16 protein-coding genes are annotated in these 16989 nt (G+C 65.8%); 2 read left to right on the top strand and 14 right to left on the bottom strand.

What is annotated here, in order from left to right; all coding sequences use genetic code 11:
• Window positions 1–112: 112 nt before the first annotated feature.
• The gene (locus tag AB1411_08255) at window positions 113–634 is read left to right on the top strand and encodes a peptidylprolyl isomerase (GenBank protein ID MEW6543590.1); all 522 of its coding nucleotides are present in this window, start codon (window positions 113–115) and stop codon (window positions 632–634) included.
• Between the two features lie 94 nt (window positions 635–728).
• On the opposite strand, the gene amrB is transcribed toward AB1411_08255, so the two are convergent.
• The 14 genes from amrB to AB1411_08185 form a co-directional block, all read right to left on the bottom strand.
• Window positions 729–1976 (bottom strand): AmmeMemoRadiSam system protein B, encoded by a 1248-nt coding sequence (amrB, locus tag AB1411_08250; GenBank protein ID MEW6543589.1) that lies wholly within the window; start codon window positions 1974–1976, stop codon window positions 729–731.
• Between the two features lie 86 nt (window positions 1977–2062).
• Window positions 2063–2818: a hypothetical protein gene (locus AB1411_08245; protein ID MEW6543588.1), complete on the bottom strand. Its 756-nt coding sequence runs from the start codon at window positions 2816–2818 to the stop codon at window positions 2063–2065.
• A gap of 18 nt (window positions 2819–2836) precedes the next feature.
• A complete protein-coding gene (locus tag AB1411_08240) occupies window positions 2837–3685 on the bottom strand; it encodes a hypothetical protein (protein ID MEW6543587.1) in 849 nt (282 codons plus the stop codon).
• Between the two features lie 96 nt (window positions 3686–3781).
• Window positions 3782–4432 carry a hypothetical protein gene (locus tag AB1411_08235; GenBank protein ID MEW6543586.1) on the bottom strand — a complete coding sequence of 217 codons (651 nt, stop codon included), beginning with the start codon at window positions 4430–4432 and terminating at the stop codon, window positions 3782–3784.
• Entirely contained in the window at window positions 4429–5697 is a 1269-nt protein-coding gene (locus AB1411_08230) for a DUF6754 domain-containing protein (GenBank protein MEW6543585.1), read from the bottom strand. Before AB1411_08230 ends, AB1411_08235 begins: the two co-directional genes overlap by 4 nt.
• A 4-nt stretch (window positions 5698–5701) precedes the next feature.
• Window positions 5702–6835 (bottom strand): hypothetical protein, encoded by a 1134-nt coding sequence (locus AB1411_08225; protein MEW6543584.1) that lies wholly within the window; start codon window positions 6833–6835, stop codon window positions 5702–5704.
• Between the two features lie 109 nt (window positions 6836–6944).
• Window positions 6945–8786 (bottom strand): glutamate mutase L, encoded by a 1842-nt coding sequence (locus AB1411_08220; GenBank protein MEW6543583.1) that lies wholly within the window; start codon window positions 8784–8786, stop codon window positions 6945–6947.
• Window positions 8786–9139: a hypothetical protein gene (locus AB1411_08215; GenBank protein ID MEW6543582.1), complete on the bottom strand. Its 354-nt coding sequence runs from the start codon at window positions 9137–9139 to the stop codon at window positions 8786–8788. The genes AB1411_08220 and AB1411_08215 overlap by 1 nt, the downstream gene beginning before the upstream one ends.
• Before the next feature lie 77 nt (window positions 9140–9216).
• Window positions 9217–10128 carry a lipoyl synthase gene (gene lipA / locus AB1411_08210; GenBank protein ID MEW6543581.1) on the bottom strand — a complete coding sequence of 304 codons (912 nt, stop codon included), beginning with the start codon at window positions 10126–10128 and terminating at the stop codon, window positions 9217–9219.
• Window positions 10125–10508 carry a hypothetical protein gene (locus tag AB1411_08205; protein MEW6543580.1) on the bottom strand — a complete coding sequence of 128 codons (384 nt, stop codon included), beginning with the start codon at window positions 10506–10508 and terminating at the stop codon, window positions 10125–10127. The genes lipA and AB1411_08205 overlap by 4 nt, the downstream gene beginning before the upstream one ends.
• 17 nt (window positions 10509–10525) lie before the next feature.
• Window positions 10526–10894 (bottom strand): hypothetical protein, encoded by a 369-nt coding sequence (locus AB1411_08200; GenBank protein ID MEW6543579.1) that lies wholly within the window; start codon window positions 10892–10894, stop codon window positions 10526–10528.
• A 122-nt stretch (window positions 10895–11016) separates the two neighbouring features.
• The gene (locus AB1411_08195) at window positions 11017–11322 is read right to left on the bottom strand and encodes a non-heme iron oxygenase ferredoxin subunit (GenBank protein MEW6543578.1); all 306 of its coding nucleotides are present in this window, start codon (window positions 11320–11322) and stop codon (window positions 11017–11019) included.
• A 60-nt stretch (window positions 11323–11382) separates the two neighbouring features.
• Window positions 11383–12273: an Mrp/NBP35 family ATP-binding protein gene (locus tag AB1411_08190; GenBank protein ID MEW6543577.1), complete on the bottom strand. Its 891-nt coding sequence runs from the start codon at window positions 12271–12273 to the stop codon at window positions 11383–11385.
• Between the two features lie 634 nt (window positions 12274–12907).
• The gene (locus tag AB1411_08185; protein ID MEW6543576.1) at window positions 12908–13735 is read right to left on the bottom strand and encodes a fatty acid desaturase; all 828 of its coding nucleotides are present in this window, start codon (window positions 13733–13735) and stop codon (window positions 12908–12910) included.
• A gap of 165 nt (window positions 13736–13900) precedes the next feature.
• Here AB1411_08185 and AB1411_08180 point away from each other — a divergent pair, with 165 nt between their 5' ends.
• Window positions 13901–16888, top strand: coding sequence for a proline dehydrogenase family protein (locus AB1411_08180; GenBank protein MEW6543575.1), 2988 nt, complete (start codon window positions 13901–13903; stop codon window positions 16886–16888).
• Window positions 16889–16989 lie beyond the last annotated feature (101 nt).

Raw genomic sequence — 16989 nt, 5'->3', positions numbered from 1 at the left:
TAGGGGGCGGAGAAAAGACCGGCAAATTCGTCATCTCTAGCCTCTAGCCCCGTGCCCCTAGCCCGAGGGTGGTTCTTGCGCTAGCCCGATCTGGGCTGATAGATTGGCCCGCATGACGATGCAGTTCCAGAAGAAGAACCCCCGCGTGGTCATCTCGACCAAGTTCGGCGAGATGCTGATCCGGTTCTACCCCGAGGACGCCCCCCGGCACGTGGACAATTTCCTCAACCTGGCCAAGATGGGCTTCTACGACGGCTTGGCGTTTCATCGCGTGGTGCCGGGTTTCATCATCCAGGGCGGGGACCCGTTGAGCAAGAATCCGGACCGGAGCCTGCACGGCACCGGCGGGCCGGGCTACTGGCTCAGTCCGGAGCCGAACGACCGGCCGCACAAGCGCGGGGCCCTGTCCATGGCCAAGGTGCCGCGCGAGAGCAACAGCACCCGCGACTTCAACGACAGCGGCTCGCAGTTCTTCATCTGCGTCAAGGACTCGAGCGGGCTGGATCGAATGTACACGGTCTTCGGCGAGGTGTTCCGGGGGCTGGACGTGATCGACAAGATCGTGGCGGTGCAGCGGGACGAGCGCGACAACCCGATCGCGCCGGTCGAGATGAGGATCACGGTGAAGGAGTAGAGCTTGTGGCGAATGGCCTATCGCGTATGGCGGGGGCTGGGAGAGCATGTCCGAGCCTTTCATGCCATAAGCCATATGCTATACGCTCTTGGTCCTAGAAGAAGGCCATGCTGGCATACGTGATCGTCGAATTGTACTGGTCCGTAATCCCCCGGTCGTAGCGCAAAACCTCCCCCTTCCCCGCCTGGATCAGCCGCAGCATCGTGTAGATGGGCGCGAAGCCGGCGATGCGCCGGCTGTCGTGCTCCTTGTGGATGAACCGTGCGAAGGCCTCCGGGTTCAGCTCCTCCACCGGCTTGAGCATTTCCAGGTCGGTCTGCATGCACCGGTGGAAAGAGAAATCGGTGGGCGGCGCACTGTCCCCGTACCGCAGGCCGATGTGGGCCAAGTTCGAGCTGGCCACCACGCAGCACTCCTTGCCGGACCCGGCGACGGCGTTCCCGATCCCCGCGACGAACTGTTCGATCAGCTCCGCCTTGTCGCGCGATTGCGGCTCGAGGACCTGCGCCGGCGTGAAGGAGCAGAGGACCGGCAGGATCGTGAAGGGTTTGCGGCCGCCGACCGTGTGCTGGAGAAAGGGCAGTTGGAACTCGAGCGCGTGCTCGGTCTTGTGGCAGAGCTCCTCCTCGAAGAAGCGCTCCCCTCCGCTCTGCCTGAACCGGTCCAGGATCTTCCGGTCGGCGGACACCAGGCCGAGCGGGGTCTCGAAGTCCTTGTCCGTCACCGCGAAGAGATTGCTCAGCGCGACGTAGCTGGTCCCGAGGAGCAGGAACAGGTCGGGCAGGTCGGCCTCCTGCAGCTCCTTGTAGGCCCAGGCGCAGACCGGGCCGGCCTCGCGCAGCTCATAGTGGGGCGCGACGATCGCCCTGATCTTCTTGCCTCGATTGGCGGAGGGCTTCAGCGGCGGGCCTTCTTTCGAGCTGAAAAATCCCGCAAGCTGCGCCTTCAGCTTGTCCCCGTCCGCCTCGTAGCTCTTGCCGGCGAACGCGGCCCGCCGGACCGGCTCCCGTCGGTACGCGGCCAGCGCGTCGCGCCTGGCTGCCTCGACCCGCTCCCCTTCCAGGAACAGCTTGGCGTCCAGGTCGGCCACCAGCCTGGCGAGCCGGTCCGGCAGGAGGAACTCGCCGAACCGCTTGAGGTAGGCGACTCCGATCTGCTCCAGGGAATGCTCCCCGTCGAGGTGCTGGACTAGGAAGAAATAGTTCAGCGGGAGCACGAGTTTTTCCTGGCTCAGGCCCGTGGGGTCCCAGAGCACCATGTACTGCTCCTCGTCCTGCTTGATCGGCGAGAACTGGAGGTTCCGCAGCACCGGATACTGTTTCAGGTCTTTCGTCGTCGTCACGTCACCGCTCACTCAGGGTTCCTCATCGGCCGCCGGCTCGCGCTCCACCATACCCGCCGGACCGCCGCCGGCGCAACCTTGTGCCTTCACGGGCCGGGCGGCGGCTCCCCGCGGTCGGACCGGCGGGCGTTCCACACCGCGAGGGAGACCGCGGTCACCACGACGAGCCAGAGGGAGGCCCAGCCGTAGCGGGCGTCCGCGAACTCGATCAGGTCCGTCAAGCGTCCGATCAGGAGCGACATGCGGGCCATGACCGTATAGCCGAAAGCCGCGCCGAAGGCGATCATCAGGAACAGGATGCCGGTCCTGGCGGCGATCCGGACCGGGCCGCTGTGCTCGAGCGAGAAGAAGAAATAGAAGAGGACCGAGACGACGCCGATCAGCAGCACGATGCTGTTCAGGTTGCTCGCCGGGTCGGCCAGGCTGTAGGTGAACGTCAGGCCCCCGTCCGCCAGCGAGGCCAGCGGGCGCACCGTGTCCTCCACCTGCTTGAGGATGAACGAGGAGATGACGCGCGGGATGGCGAGCCCCGAGCCCACCCCGACGATGAAAGCGAAGGCGATCCGCGACAGCCAGGCGATCTTGGGGACGTAGCGGGCGAGCATCAGGGCGCCGATGCCGAGCGGAATCAGCAGCGACCAGTCCCCCTGCTTGACCATCGGCTCGTAGATCAGGCGGAGGAGGACCGTGTCGTAGGTCTTGACGATCGCGTAGCCGACCGAGACGCCCACGTAGAGGTGTTCCGCCAACTTGAAGAGCGGGTTGTCCTCGTAGAGGAAGGTCAGGATGAAGAGGGTCAGCCCGGCGGCCACCCACGCTCCCAGCAGCGTTTCAAACGGCATGGTTCCCCCGGCGTGCCCTCATGACGTGGGCGGCTGCCCCTGCCGGCCCCGCTCCTTCCGGATCGAGAGGTAGAAGACGTTGCAGAGGATGACCAGCACGATGATCGCGAAGTGCGTGGCGGACTGGGCGTCCATGCCCGCCACGGCCCGCCCCTTCTGCCCGATCAGCACTTCGTACTCGGCCGCTCCGCGCAGGCCGCCGATGAGCCCGTTGATCTGTCCGCTGCGCAGCAGCGGGTACAGGCCGGGCGCGATGACGCCCGTGCAGCCCCCGCCCAGCTCGAACTTGTACTTGTCCTTCCCGAACACGTACCAGGTCTCGATGCCCGTGGTGCCGGCCGCGAGGCTGATCACGTAACTCACGTCCCGCAGGTTCTGGATCCCCTGGAGGACCGGCAGCTCCCTGGTCGGCTGGTTGTTGTAATCGGTCGGGAAGGCCTTGTAGAGGTCCTGTCCCATGTTGATGATCACGGAGCTGCCGCCGGGGCTCCAGCCCAGGAAGACGTAGTCCTGACCCGGGACCTTGCCCTGCTCCGCGGCGATCTTGGTGAAGACCTCGTTGGCCATGCCGGTGCCGGGCAGCCAGAGGGTCATGCCGATCACCCGGAGCTTTTTCTTGAAGGCGTGCCGGAGTAGGGCCACGGCCTGGGGGTAGAGCTCCGGCTTGGAGGCTGGGTCGAAGTCCAGCGACAGGAGAAAGACGGAGCCTTCCGGCAGTTGCTCGACGTAGTCGTACACGGCGCGGACCTCGGGCGAGATCCGGATCGCCAGCCCGACCGGGTAGAGCAAGGGCAGAAGGGTGCAGATCCCGATGATCAGGAAGATGATCCGGCGGTCGATCTTCAGCATGCGCTCGGCGAACGTCATCGCGAAGCCACGTGAGACGTGAAGCGTGAGGCGTGAAACGTGACGGATCTCGACCCTTTGTTCCCTCGTCTGACGTCTAACGTCTCGCGTCTCACGCTATTCCTTCCCCCCGCCCAGGTACGCCCGCTCGATCCCGAAGATGATCTTGAGCGAGAGGGCCACGGCGCCGAGGCTGATTCCGATCAGGATCGCCCGCCGGACCGAGGCGTTGAGCACGTTCAGGATCCACTGGGTGACATCCCCGCTGACCGGGAGCAGGTACTCGCCGAGCGGGACCCGCCCCATCATGACGATGACCGCCGCGACCAGCAGCACCGCCGCCTCGCGGCTCCTGGCCCGGAAGGACCGGTAGGCGGCCGAGGCGATGAAGAAGGCCAGCAGCGCGAACATCGTTCCCTGGAGGGGCACCATCATGAAGTTATAGATCCAGCCGAACGCGGTCATCGTGCCGTTGACCGTCTCCTTGCCTTCCAGCCACAGGCCGACCGCGATCGTGCCGAGGATGCCGGCGTAGAGGACGAAGCTGTAGCCCCAGCCCGGCTCCTTGCGCCGGATCTTGACCGCGTGGATGTGAAAGAGGCTGGTGACGCCCAGCACGAGCGCGAAGCCGCCGATGATCTGCAGCCACTTGGTGACCGAGGTGAGCATCTGCTCGGAGGCCGGGTGCGGGACGTAGTACTGGGCGGCGAAGGCCAACCCGGTCACGAACGTGATGAGCAGCGGCAACTGGCGGCGCAGGAAGATCATTTCGAGTCCTTGAACAGGTCCAACAGGTACAGGGAGACGTCGCTCCCGGTCAGCACCCCGACCGTCGCCGCGACCGTGCCCAGGACCAGGACGCCGAGCAGGAAGGCCTTGCCGATGTCCTGACCGCGCAGCGTGCCCACTTGGATCGGTTCGCGCGACAGGTACGCGCTGGCCGCGTAGAGCTCCTCGCCGATCAGGGTGTAGTCGCAGGTGGTGACGAAAAACGGGAGCTGGTGGTCGGAGTCGGTGCCGGCGATCTGGATCGCGCCGGTGCTGGCGCCGGTCTCGGTCAGGAGCAGGGACTCGGCGAAATAGGACCCCATGAAGAAATTCGCGGCCGGCTTGCGCCGGAGCATGATCCCGTCCACCGCGGCCGTGTAGCTGAACTGGTCCGTGGTGATGAAGAAGTTGGAGTCCTCCTTGAACACGTCCGGCTTGCCCGCCTCCAGGTAAGCCTGTTTGGTGATCTCCTGGCAGACGGCCATCACGACCGGATCGCGGTGGGGCACGAGCAGGTCGGTCTCGTAGGACGCGACCCGCTTGGCGACCCGACCCAGGATCACGGCGGCCGCCAGCGTGGAGGGCTCGCTCATGTCGCCCGCCCCCGTGAGGTAGAGGATGGGCTTCCCCAGCTCGGTCGCCCGCCCGATCGCTTCGTCCACCGCGTCCAGGCCCGGGATGCGGCGCAGAAAGATCTCCTTCCGCTTGGCCGACCGGATCGAGGCCAGGACCACCGCGCCGAACAGGAGGGCCAGGAGGAGGTTGTTCGACTGGTTCCAGTTGAACCAGTTGGGTTCGGGCGAGGCCTGGACCGTAGTTGACGCCCGCTCCTCGTCTCTGACGGCGGTCACCGTGACCGCGTAGACGGTCCCGTCTTCGAGGGTCAGCCCCTTCCCGGACCTGATCTGGTAGAGGTGGAAGTCCGGTCTGGCCGGTCTCGTCCACCAGGGCCCCTTGAGATCGCGGACATAGTGGGAGTTGGCCGGAAATTCCGCGACGACCTTGGCGGGGGCCGCCTCCATGGAGCCGCCTCCCTCGGCGACCCGGATCTCGTACCGGAGCGTCGCGTCCTCTCCTTCGCTTGGCGCCCAGACCACCGTGAGGCTCCCTCCCCCGTCGCTGGGCGTGTCGAGGAGGCGGACCCGGCTCGGCTGGGGCGGGCCCGGCTGGGCCCAGGCCGGCCCGGCCAGACTCGCCAACAGAAACAGAAGGCCGGTCCAGGCGGAAGTCCGTTTCGCCAAGATTCGCAGGGTCGCCGGTTCCATCCAGTCAGCCTTCGATGAGCTCGACGTTGGCTCGCGGGATGACCGCGGTCGTGCGGTCGGCGAACTCGACTTCGAGGACGCGCACGTGGCTCTCGGTCTCGATCTGCTTGAGGTCATGGGGAAGCGCCTTGACCTGTCCGATCCTGCCGAAGAGGGGGTCGCGGATGACGCGAACCTGGTCGCCGATGCGAAGGCCCCCGCGTTCCCCCTCGCCCTTCCCAAAGTCCGGAGATGGGTGACGGGTGACGGGTGACGGGATGATGATCTCCGGACGGATGACCCCGGCCCGAATCTGCGTGGCGCCGGACACCGAGGCCTTCTGGCCGGCGTGCCGTGACAGGAGCGCGAAGGCCTTGGCGGCCATGGGAATCTTCCCGAACCCTTCCGTGATGACGAGGGTGAACCCGACCCGTTCGGTGCCGGTGATGGCGACGCCCAGGTCGTAGCCGAGCAACTCCCGCAGGTCCTTGTCGTGGATGCCGCCGACGACCAGGGCGGCCGCGCCCACGGCCTTGGCGCGGGACATGGCGTCGGCGCCGAGGAACGAGCCGCCCACCACGATCTTGCCCCGCATCTCCGGCTTCAGATGGGCTTGCGTCAGCGGCTCGTCCGGGGCCTGGACCGCCATGACGAGTTCGCCCCAGGTTTCGCCGCCGATTCCGAAGATGCCCTGCACCAGGCTGCAGGCCGTCTCGACCGTGACACCTTGATCCGGCAGGGCCTCCACCACTCTTCCGTCCACGTAGGACAGGAGCTCCAACGGGCGTGGCGGCTCCCGCAGCAACACCTGTCCGGTGATCGTGGAGACGGATTCGAGCGTGCCCTCGATCGGCGAGCGCACCTCCGTCTTGAACCATTTGATGAAGGGCTTGTTTTCGGCAATGACCTCGTCCCGTCCGACCCGGTCCCCTTCCCGCTTGACGAGATAGTCGCGAATCTCGTCCGGCGCGGCGCCCAACAGGTTGGCCACGTTGACGACGTGGACCTTGCCGGCCAGCTCGGTTCTGGCCACGACCGTCTCGGACGACACGTCCTGCCCGACCTGGGCCGTCACGGTGCCGGGAATCGGCAGCAGCCGCTTCTTCCGCAGGACCGTCGTCTCGGTGACCGTGAGGCCGGGAGTGTACGAATGCGCCATCTCTTCAACGACCGTGATGCGTGAAGCGTGATGCGTGACGCGCAAAAACCGCAAAGCCGACAGCCTGAGACGGTCTCTTCATAACTCGTCACCCGTCACGCGTCACCCGTCACGCTGGATAGAGATTCACCGCTTCGTGCCAGCGGGTCAGGGCTCTCACGCGGGCCTGCGGGTCGGCCGGCAGTTGGAGCGGACGTCCCCGCCCGTCCAGCAGGAGCCCCACGACCCCGCCCCGGACCTCTCTGGTCGCCGGCTGGCCCTTCCCCTGCCCCAGGTCCACCTGCTTGGCCGGCTTCAGCTCGACCGTGGCCCGCTCCTCCAATCCGAGGGTGATAAGCTTCAAGTCGCCGAAGGTCAACGTGCCTGTTTCCGACGGGCGGCCACCCTGGAAGGTGATCGTATAGTCCGCGCACCGGTCCCCCTCCTTCCCCTGCCCGATCGGCGCGACGCAGGTGCCGAGGTACACCATGCAGTCCCGCTCGAACACGTCGGTGGCGGCCCGCTCGCTGACCGTGGACAGGACGCCCAGGTGCGGCATCATGAAGATGCTGTCCACGGACATCACGGTGAAGCCCAGCGGCTCGTAGGCGTCCACCATCATGAGCATGGCCTGGACCCGTCTCGGAGCGTGGGAGAGGATGCCGCCGCTGCCCACGATGAGGTCCAGCTTGAGCATGTCGATCAGCGTGCGGCCTGTGGCCTGCTGCTCGAAGATGTCCGAGATCGTCCGCTCCTGCTGCACGCCCTTGAGGCCGGTCGCCAGCGACTTGTGGTGGATCAGGGCCAGACGCAGGGCTTCCCGCGCGATCGCCTGCTCGATCTGGAGCTCGTCCAGCGTCTGGGGGATGGTCGTGGGACGGATCATCTTGTTCTTGATCCGGTTGCGCAGGACCTGCTCCTCGATCGTGAAGGGCACCCAGCGCATGATGTTCGCGAGGCCGGCTTCCGCCAGCACGTTCGAGACGCTGTAGGACAGCCCCAGGTTGGCGCTGACGGTGCGGTTGAACAGGCCGTCGAACACGGAGAAGACATCGGTGGTGGCCCCGCCGATGTCCACGCCGATCAGGTTCAGGCCGTCGCGCTTCGCGATGGCCTGCATGATGAGTCCCACGGCCGCGGGGGTCGGCATGATCGGCGCGCCGGCCCAGCCGATCAGCTTCTTGTACCCCGGCGCCTGGGCCATGACGTGCTCCAGGAACAGGTCGTGGATCTTGGTCCTCGCCGGCGCCAGGTTTTCCCGCTCCGGGACGGGGCGCAGGTTCTCCGTGACGACCAGCGCGGTTTTTTCCCCCAGGACCTCCTGCACCCGGTCGCGCGCGTCCTTGTTGCCGGCATAAATCAGGGGAAGCCGGTAGCTCATGCCCAGGCGGGGGCGGGGCTCGGCGGCGGCGATGTACTCGGCCATCTCGATCACGTGCGTGACGGTGCCGCCGTCGGTCCCGCCCGACAGCAGGATCATGTCCGGGCGCAGGGTCCGGATGCGCTCGATTTTCTCGTGGGGCAGCCGGCCGTCGTTGGCGGCGAGCACGTCCATGACGATCGCGCCGGCGCCCAGCGCGCACCGCTGCGCGCTTTCGACGCTGATGTTTTGGACGACGCCGGCCACCATCATCTGCAGCCCGCCGCCCGCGCTGCTCGTGGACACGTAGATGTCCACGCCGACCTTCTTCCCGTCTTCCTCCCGTGCCGGCGTGATGATCCGCTCCCCCTCTAGGATTTTGCGGCCGGACAGCTCTTCCACCTCCGCGAACGCGTTCAGCACCCCGCGCGTGACGTCCTCGAAGGGAGCTTCCACGGTGGTCGGCGCTTCGCCCCGGTGGGTCTGCCGGTACTCCTGCCCGACCTTCTCGATCAGGATGGCCTTGGTCGTCGTGCTCCCGCAGTCCGTGGCGATGATCACCGAAAGGGGAGGGTCTGGCGGCTTCTGTCCGACGTCCGGGGACGAGTCCATCATCGAGCGGGCGTCTTTCCCTGATCGGACTTGGCCTCGATGAGCGCGATGAGCCGCGGAATCGCGTCGCGCCGTTCGAGCAGACGGGCCGCCCGTTCGATCTGGCCGGACTCGCAGGCGAGGTCGAGGATGGGGGTCAGGAAGTGCAAAGCCTGGCTGCCCAGGAAATTCATGGGGCCGGCGGATTCCAGGAACAGGACCGCCGGACCGGCCATGCCGCGGGCCACAACGGTCGCGGCGACCTTCTCCAAAAGTGCCAGGTCTTCGGCTGTCAACGGGTCCGCTGTTGGCCCGACCGCGAACGCGACCCGGGCCGCTGCTTTAACCCGCTGAAAGTGTTTGGAAAATTCCATGAGTTCTTAGCGAGAATTGCCGCTCAATAGTAACGGAGGCCGGGGGCTCCGTCAACTTTGAAAGAGATGCGGTTGCCTCAACCGGCTGGCCCGGCGGCCTGCCGTTCGGCGTGGTAGGAGCTCCGCACCAGCGGCCCCGACTCCACGTGGCTGAAGCCCAGCGCGAGTCCTTCTTCCCTGAGGCGGGCAAATTCGTCCGGATGGTAGAAGCGGGCCACCGGCAGGTGCTGCCTGGTGGGCTGGAGATATTGGCCGATCGTCAGGATGTCGCAATTGACGGCGCGCAGGTCCCCCATGACCTCTCGTACCTCGTCGAGGGATTCGCCCATCCCGACGATCAGGCCCGACTTGGTCCGAGCCCCTCGCCGCTTCGCGCGGCCGAGCAACTCGATCGAGCGTGCGTACCGGCCTTGCGGCCTGATCGAAGGGAACAGCCGAGGGACGGTCTCGATGTTGTGGTTGAGGATGTCCGGACGTGCCGCCGTGACGGAGGCCAGGGCCGCCTCGTTCCCTTCGAAGTCCGGGATCAAGACCTCCACCGCGCAGGTCGGGATCAGCCGCCGGATCTGTCTGATCGTCTCGACGAAGACCGACGCGCCGCCGTCCGCCAATTCGTCCCGGTTCACGGAGGTGATGACCGCGTGCCGGAGCCCGAGTGCCTGGACGGCCTCCGCGACCCTCAGGGGTTCGCTCCGGTCCAGCTCCGTCGGCCGGCCGGTGGTCACGGAGCAGTAGTGGCAGCGACGGGTGCAGATGTCGCCGAGGATCAAGAACGTCGCGGTCCGGTTGTTCCAGCATTCCCAGATGTTCGGGCAGCGGGCTTCCTCGCAGATCGTGTGGAGTTCGAGGCTGTCCATGATCCGCCGGATGTCCCGATAGTCGGGCCCCTGGGTGAGCCGGACTTTGAACCAGGAGGGAAGCCGGCGGGGTCCCGGATCGGGGGAAGCGGAGCCGCTCCGGGCGATCTCGTGTGTCGGGATGAAGGTCATCGTCGAAAGATCCGGCTGAGGTGCCGCAGCCACCCGGCAGACCCTGCAACGGATTTCCCGATTGGCTCAGGGGGACGATCGGGGTCCGGGTAGTCGATCCAGAAGTCCTGACCGCCGACGTACCGCGGCCCTTGGAAGCTGAGGCGGCTCCTCAATTGGGAATAGCCGCGCGCCTGCAGGGTTCGGATCAGCTCGTTGAGCGCGTCGGCCCGCGTGGGGAGCCAGTCGGTGACGATCCTGGTCGTCTCGTACCGGAACGTGGCCCGGCAGGCCTCGCCAGATCCGTTGATCTCCGCCGTCCGGTTGAAGCCGCGCTGCCGCTCGTCCAGCCCGGACACGTGATGTTTCTCGATGATCTCGTCGAACGGGGCTGGTTCCACGGCGACCTCGAAGTGACCTACAAGGCGCGAAAGACCGCCAGCAGATCGCTCAGCGCGATGGTCTTGTTCTGAAGCACGGCGCGCGCGTCCTCCACGTCGCCCAGCAGGGCGGCGCTCCTGGCTCCGTCCTTCAGACAGGCGGCGCCCAGGGACAGGATCCGTTCGCACTCGTACTCCACTTTGCCCTTGACGATCCGGTTGACGGACAGGATCGCGAGCAGTTTGGTCTTGGTCGTTGAGAGGTGGTGCTGGAGCTCCTGCTCGGGGAACGACCTGCGGAGGCCCTCGTCGCGGCACCGGTCCAAATACTGAGCCAGAAAGACGTAGAGCCGTACGAGCGTTTCCGTGATTTCGATGAGGCCGGACACCGACACCTGCGCGGCCATTCCGTCGCTCCTCCGTGAGGGTTCGCGGACAAGACGGAAAGGGAGAAGCCCTCTCCCTTCAGCAAGCCCCATTATGCAGGGCTGCCGGAAATGACTCAAGGGGCGAGGAAGGAAAAGGGCAGCTACAGGAGCACCTTCACGTCCGTTCCTTCGACCTTGACCTGGTAGGACTTGACGCAGGCCGAGGGGTTGGTCAGCGATTTGCCGGTTTTCACGTCGTACGCCCATCCGTGCCAGGGGCAGGTCACCGTGTCGCCGTCCAGTTCTCCTTCCCCCAGCGGGCCTCCGCGGTGGACGCAGGTGTTGTCGATCGCATAGAAGGTGCCGCCGACGTTGAAAACCGCGATGGACTGGCCGTTCACTTCCTTCACGATCCCGGAGCCAGGCGACACGTCTCCGGTGCCGGCGATTCTCACGAATTCACCCATCGGATTCTCCTTTCTCGGTTCTCGACAAGGGCCGCGGTCGAACCGCTCCCAATTCGACCGTCACCCGGCGCTAAGGGGGCGCTTGAGCTTTTTCAACAGGCTGTCAATGGGTGAGGCGCCCTTGCCCTCGGCTTCGACGTCGGCCGTGATCCTTTCGATCAGCTTCGCGGCGATTTTCGCGAAGGCCTTGGCCTGGGGGGAATCCGGGCGGGAGACGACGATCGGCAGGCCCGCGTCTCCTCCGGCTCTGATTTCCGGATCGATCGGGATCGTGCCGAGAAAGGGAATCCCCAGCTTTTCGGCAGCCCGTTCCCCTCCCCCGTGGGAGAAGATCTCGGTCCGGTGACCGCAGTGGCCGCAGACGAAATAGCTCATGTTCTCGATGATGCCCAGCAACGGCACGTTGACCTTCTGGAACATCATGAGCCCTTTCCGCACGTCGTGCAGTGCGACCTCCTGCGGGGTGGTCACGGCCACGGCTCCGGTCAGGGGGATCAGTTGGGAGATGGTCAACTGCGCGTCGCCGGTTCCGGGCGGCAGGTCAATCAATAGGTAGTCGAGCTCGCCCCACAGCACGTCCCGAAAGAACTGCTGGATCGCCGTGTGGATCATCGGCCCGCGCCAGACGATTGCGGTCTCTTCCGGCACGAAATAGCCCATCGAGATCAGCTTGACGCCGTGGCTTTCGGCCGGCTTGATCTTCCCGTCCTGCTGCTCGGGGGGCTTGGGCGCGCCCATCATCATCGGGATGTTCGGCCCGTAGACGTCCGCATCCATCAAGCCGACCCTCGCTCCGGACAGCCGGAGGGCGACCGCCAGATTCGCGGCGACGGTGGACTTTCCGACCCCGCCCTTTCCGCTGCTGATCGCGATCACGTGCCTGACGCCGGGAATCAGGTCCGATTTGCCCTGCCCGGAACCCTGGCGGGACGATTCGTTCACCTCGGCCATGCAGTGGTCTCCTCGGGGTTGAGTCGGGGTATCGTGGGATGGCGCGCATGCCGCAGGGCGACGACCGCGAAGCGCAACTCGGCTGTGCGCGGTTCGCGGCCTGTCCGGGGCGTCTGGGCCATCTGGCTAGCTCAATTGCGTGGCGAACTTCTTTCGCGCACGGCCCAGGAGCGGCGAGGGACGGGATTCTCGATTGGCAGCGATGACCGGATCAAGGATCTCTCCACAGAGGATGCAGCGCCATCCCTGGAAGTGGAGCGATCCTGTATCGTCCTGCATATCTTCAAAGACGTCTTGGACCATGACGCCTTTGCACCGTGGACAATGCATACGCCTCTCTCCTTTTGTAGAAATGAATGGATAGAATTGGATGAATGGGATCAACCTCCGCTGAAAGCCACATTATATGCTGAGGTCATGAAAAAAACCAGACCAAATCGGTCCGACTTATTTTCTCAATAAATCCAATGCTTAACATATTTTCAAGCAATACAAGACGAGTAGAAGTTTGGCCGTCTGCTGAAGATGACCGGGAGTCCATTACGGACCATGGCGCACGGCCGACATGGCGCGAGGGAGGATGCTCCGATGGGGCGCGAGCTGATTCGGGGGAAGGAAGGGGGCGGCTACCCGGCTAGGAGCTTCGCTGGAGGTTGAACGCGAGCCCCACCTTCGACATGGCGAAAATCAGCCACTTGGACGGATCGTAGTTATACCACTTGGGGCCGTTCCGATAGTCGCGCAGGTGGGTGTGGTGGTAATTGTGGTAGCCCTCACCGAAAGTGATCAGCGAGATCCACCAACTGTCCCGACTGCTGTCCTGGGTGCTGTGCGGCTGGGAGCCCCAGAGGTGGCAGATGGAGTTGATGCAGAAGGTGGAGTTCAGGACCAGGAAGGTCCGGCAGACTCCGGCGAGCACGAAGCAGCTCAACCCGCCCATCCAGCCGCCGTACAGCAGGCCGACGACGAACGGCAGGGCCAGACCGGACAGGACGATCGGCACGTAGTACCGGTGCTGCCACATGATGAGCGGGTCCTTGCGCAGACGCGACTCGTACTTCTCGTCGCGATAGGGGGACTTGTAGAAGATCCAGCCGCAGTGACTGTACCAGAACCCCTTCAACGCGTTGTAGGGGTCCTCCTCCTGGTCGCAGCGCGCGTGGTGCCGGATGTGATCGGAGCACCAGCGGAGCGCCGAGTTCTCCAACGCCCAGCCGCCCGCGATCAGGAAGCAGGCCCTGACCCATGCCGGGCACTCGAAGCTCCGGTGAGAGATGAGGCGATGGTAGCCGACCGTGATGCCCAATCCCGTGACGATGTACAGGATCGCAAACATGATCCAGTCCAGCGTGCTGAACCCGACCGTCGCGGCCACGACGGGCACGCCGACGAGCGTCGCCAGCGTGATGATGGTGAACAGCGCGATCGTAGGGTAATCCTTCTGCGGGACCGGTTTTGCCACTCTTCCCCCTCCTGGTTCGGGTTGCTGTCGCCCGGCGGGTTACGGCCAAAAAAACCGCGTCATGATAACGGACCGATCCGCAATTTTCAAGCAAATCTTTCTAGTCGGTGTATACTTGAAGCGTCCGTGTACGAGCCGGACGATCCTCTGAGGGGCGAAGGTCCAATGACCGGTTTCGACCCAGAACTGGAGCCGGCGGTTCGCCGGATCGGGCAGGCCTTGGCTGAGCGGTCAGCCGGGCTCGCGCCGACCCTCTTCGACTCCCGCTGGTGGTCCAGCACCCTGCTCGCCTGGTGCATGAAGGACGAGGCGTTCAAGGTGCAGCTCTTCCGCTTCATTGATCTGCTCCCGTCGCTCCGCACCGACGAGCAGGTCGCGCGGCTGGCCGAGGAATATTTCGGTGGGTTGAAGACGGCGGCGAACCCTCTTCAGATGGGCCTGCGCGCCCTCTCGGCGACCAGGCTCGGCTCCCGGCTGAGCGCCAGGACCCTCCGTCAACAGATCACCCAGATGGCCCGGACGTTCATCGCCGGCGCGTCCGTCGAAGAAGCGGTTCCGGTGCTCGCGCGCCTCTGGCGGGAGGGCCGGGGCTTCACGGTCGACCTGCTGGGCGAAGCCACGGTGAGCGAGAAGGAAGCCGACCAGTATCGGGACCGGTGCCTGGAGGCGTTGGCCACGCTCGGCAAGGCCGCGCTCGACTGGCCGTCGGCTCCCGATCTGGAGCGGGATCGCCTGGGGCCGGTCCCACGCGTGCACCTTTCCGTCAAGCTGTCGGCCCTGTATTCGCAACTGGATCCCGTCGATCCCGAAGGGGGGTATCGGGCCGTTTCGGCCCGCCTCCGCCCGATCCTGGACCTTGCCCAGTCCCTGCCGGCCGCCGTCACGTTCGACATGGAACAGGCCGAGCTGAAGGACCTGACCCTGTTGATTTTCACCCGCCTGCTCTCCGAGGAGCCTTACCGCCGGTACCAGTTCGGGGGGATCGCCCTGCAGGCCTACCTCCGGGAATCGGCTGGCGATCTGGAAACCTTGCTGCGCTGGGTCCGGCAGCGCGGCGTCCCGATCGCCGTCAGGCTGGTCAAGGGTGCCTATTGGGATTCCGAGATGGTTCGCTACCAGCAGCGTGGCTGGCCGGTGCCCGTCTTCCGGACCAAGGTGGAGACCGACGCCAACTATGAAACCATGAGCCGGACCCTGATCGCGCATGCCGAGTTGGTCCGGCCGGCGTTCGGCACCCACAACTTGCGCAGCCTGGCCCATGCGGAAGCCGCCGCGCAGACCGCCGGCCTCCCCTCCTCCGCCTATGAGTTCCAGATGATCTTCGGCATGGCGGAGCCGCTGCAGGCCGCGGTCGTCGAGAGTCGCCGCCGTCTCCGGCTCTACGCGCCGGTCGGGCAATTGATCCCGGGCATGGCCTACCTGGTGCGCCGTCTGCTGGAAAACACCTCGAACGAATCGTTTCTGCGGAAGGAATACGCCGAATCGGAGCCGCTGGACCGGCTATTGGCTCCCCCGGAGGCTCCGGTCGCACGCGGCGGTCCAGATCGGGACGGCCGCGAGGGGCAGGCTTCGGGTACGAAGCCCCTCGACGCGCCGTTCGTCAACGAGCCCCACACGGACTTTTCACGAGCCGGGGCTCGGGAGCGCATGGCCGAGGCGATTGCCCTGGTCCGGATGCAACTGGGCCGGACCATCCAGCCGGCCGGCTCTGAAGGGTCCTCCCCGACCGGTCCGGATCTGGTCTCCCTGAATCCCAGCCGGCCTCACGAGGTCATCGGACGGGTGCGGAGCCTCTCCCCAGCCGACCTCGATCCGGCGGTCAAGCGGGCCCTGACCAGCTTTCCCGACTGGAGCGGGACGGCGCCGGCCCGCCGGGCCGAGTTGCTGCTCGCCGCGGCGGCCGCCATGCGGCGGCGGCGGTTTGAGTTGGCCGTCTGGGAGATCTTCGAGACGGGAAAACCATGGCATGAAGCCGACGCGGACGTGGCGGAGGCGATTGATTTTCTGGAGTTCTACGCCAGGGACATGGTCCGGCTGAGACAGCCGCGCCGGCTGGGGCACGAGCCGGGAGAGTTGAACCACCTCACGTTTGCGCCCAGGGGCCTGGCCGCCGTGATTGCGCCATGGAACTTCCCCCTCGCCATCCCCGCCGGACTGGTGTCGGCCTCGCTGGTCACCGGGAACGTCGTGCTGTTCAAGCCATCGGAGCGGGCGCCGGTCCTGGGACACCTGCTGGTGGAGCTGTTCAGAGAGGCGGGGATCCCGGAAGGGGTGCTGCAATTTCTGCCCGGCGGACCGGACCTCGGCCAGGCCCTCGTGGCGCGGCCGGAGGTCCAGGTGGTCGCCTTCACCGGCTCCAAGGACGTGGGCCTGCAGATTCTGGCTCGGACGGTTCAGGTCAAACCGGGCCAGCGGTCCGTCCCGCGGGTCATCGCGGAGATGGGAGGAAAGAACGCGATCATCGTGGACGACACGGCGGACCTGGACGAGGCGGTGTTGGGGACGCTCGCGTCTTTCACCGGATACCAGGGCCAGAAGTGCTCGGCTTGCTCCCGGGCCATCGTTCTGGAACCGGTCCACGACCAGTTCCTGCAGCGGCTGGCCGACGCGGTGGCGAGCCTGAGGATCGGGCCTCCGGAGGATCCGGGCAACCGTCTGGGACCCATGATCGACGAGCGGGCCCGCGACAAGGTCCGGGCCTACATCGAGATCGGCCGCAAGGAGGGACGTCTCGTGCTGGAGCGTGAGGTGCCGGGGGAGGGCTATTTCATCGGTCCGGCCATCGTGGCGGAGATCCAGCCCCACCATCGGCTGGCCCAGGAGGAAGTCTTCGGGCCGGTCTTGGCGGTGATGCGGGCCAGGGATTTCAGCGAGGCGCTCGCGCTCGCCAACGCCTCCTGCTATGCGCTGACCGGCGGAGTCTATTCACGGAGCCCGGTCAACATCGGCCGGGCGCGCGAGTCGTTCGACGTGGGCAACCTGTACATCAACCGGCCGATCACCGGGGCCCTCGTCGGCCGACAGCCCTTCGGGGGGCACCGGCTGTCCGGCTTGGGCACGAAGGCCGGCGGGGAAGATTACCTGCCCCAGTTCATGGTGGCGCGCGTGGTCAGCGAGAACACCCTGCGCCGGGGGTTCGCCCCGATCGAGTGAGGCCGTCTCGGCCTTGATCTCGACCTCTTCGAGCTCCTCGGCGATCTCCGTCACCAGGCCTCGGTCCACCCGCACAGCCGGAATTTCCTGCCGCTCGACGT

It is taken from the genome of Nitrospirota bacterium (assembly GCA_040757595.1).
In the GTDB taxonomy this organism is placed as follows: Bacteria; Nitrospirota; Nitrospiria; order Nitrospirales; family Nitrospiraceae; genus JBFLWP01.
This window is presented reverse-complemented; position numbering and strand designations above follow the sequence as displayed.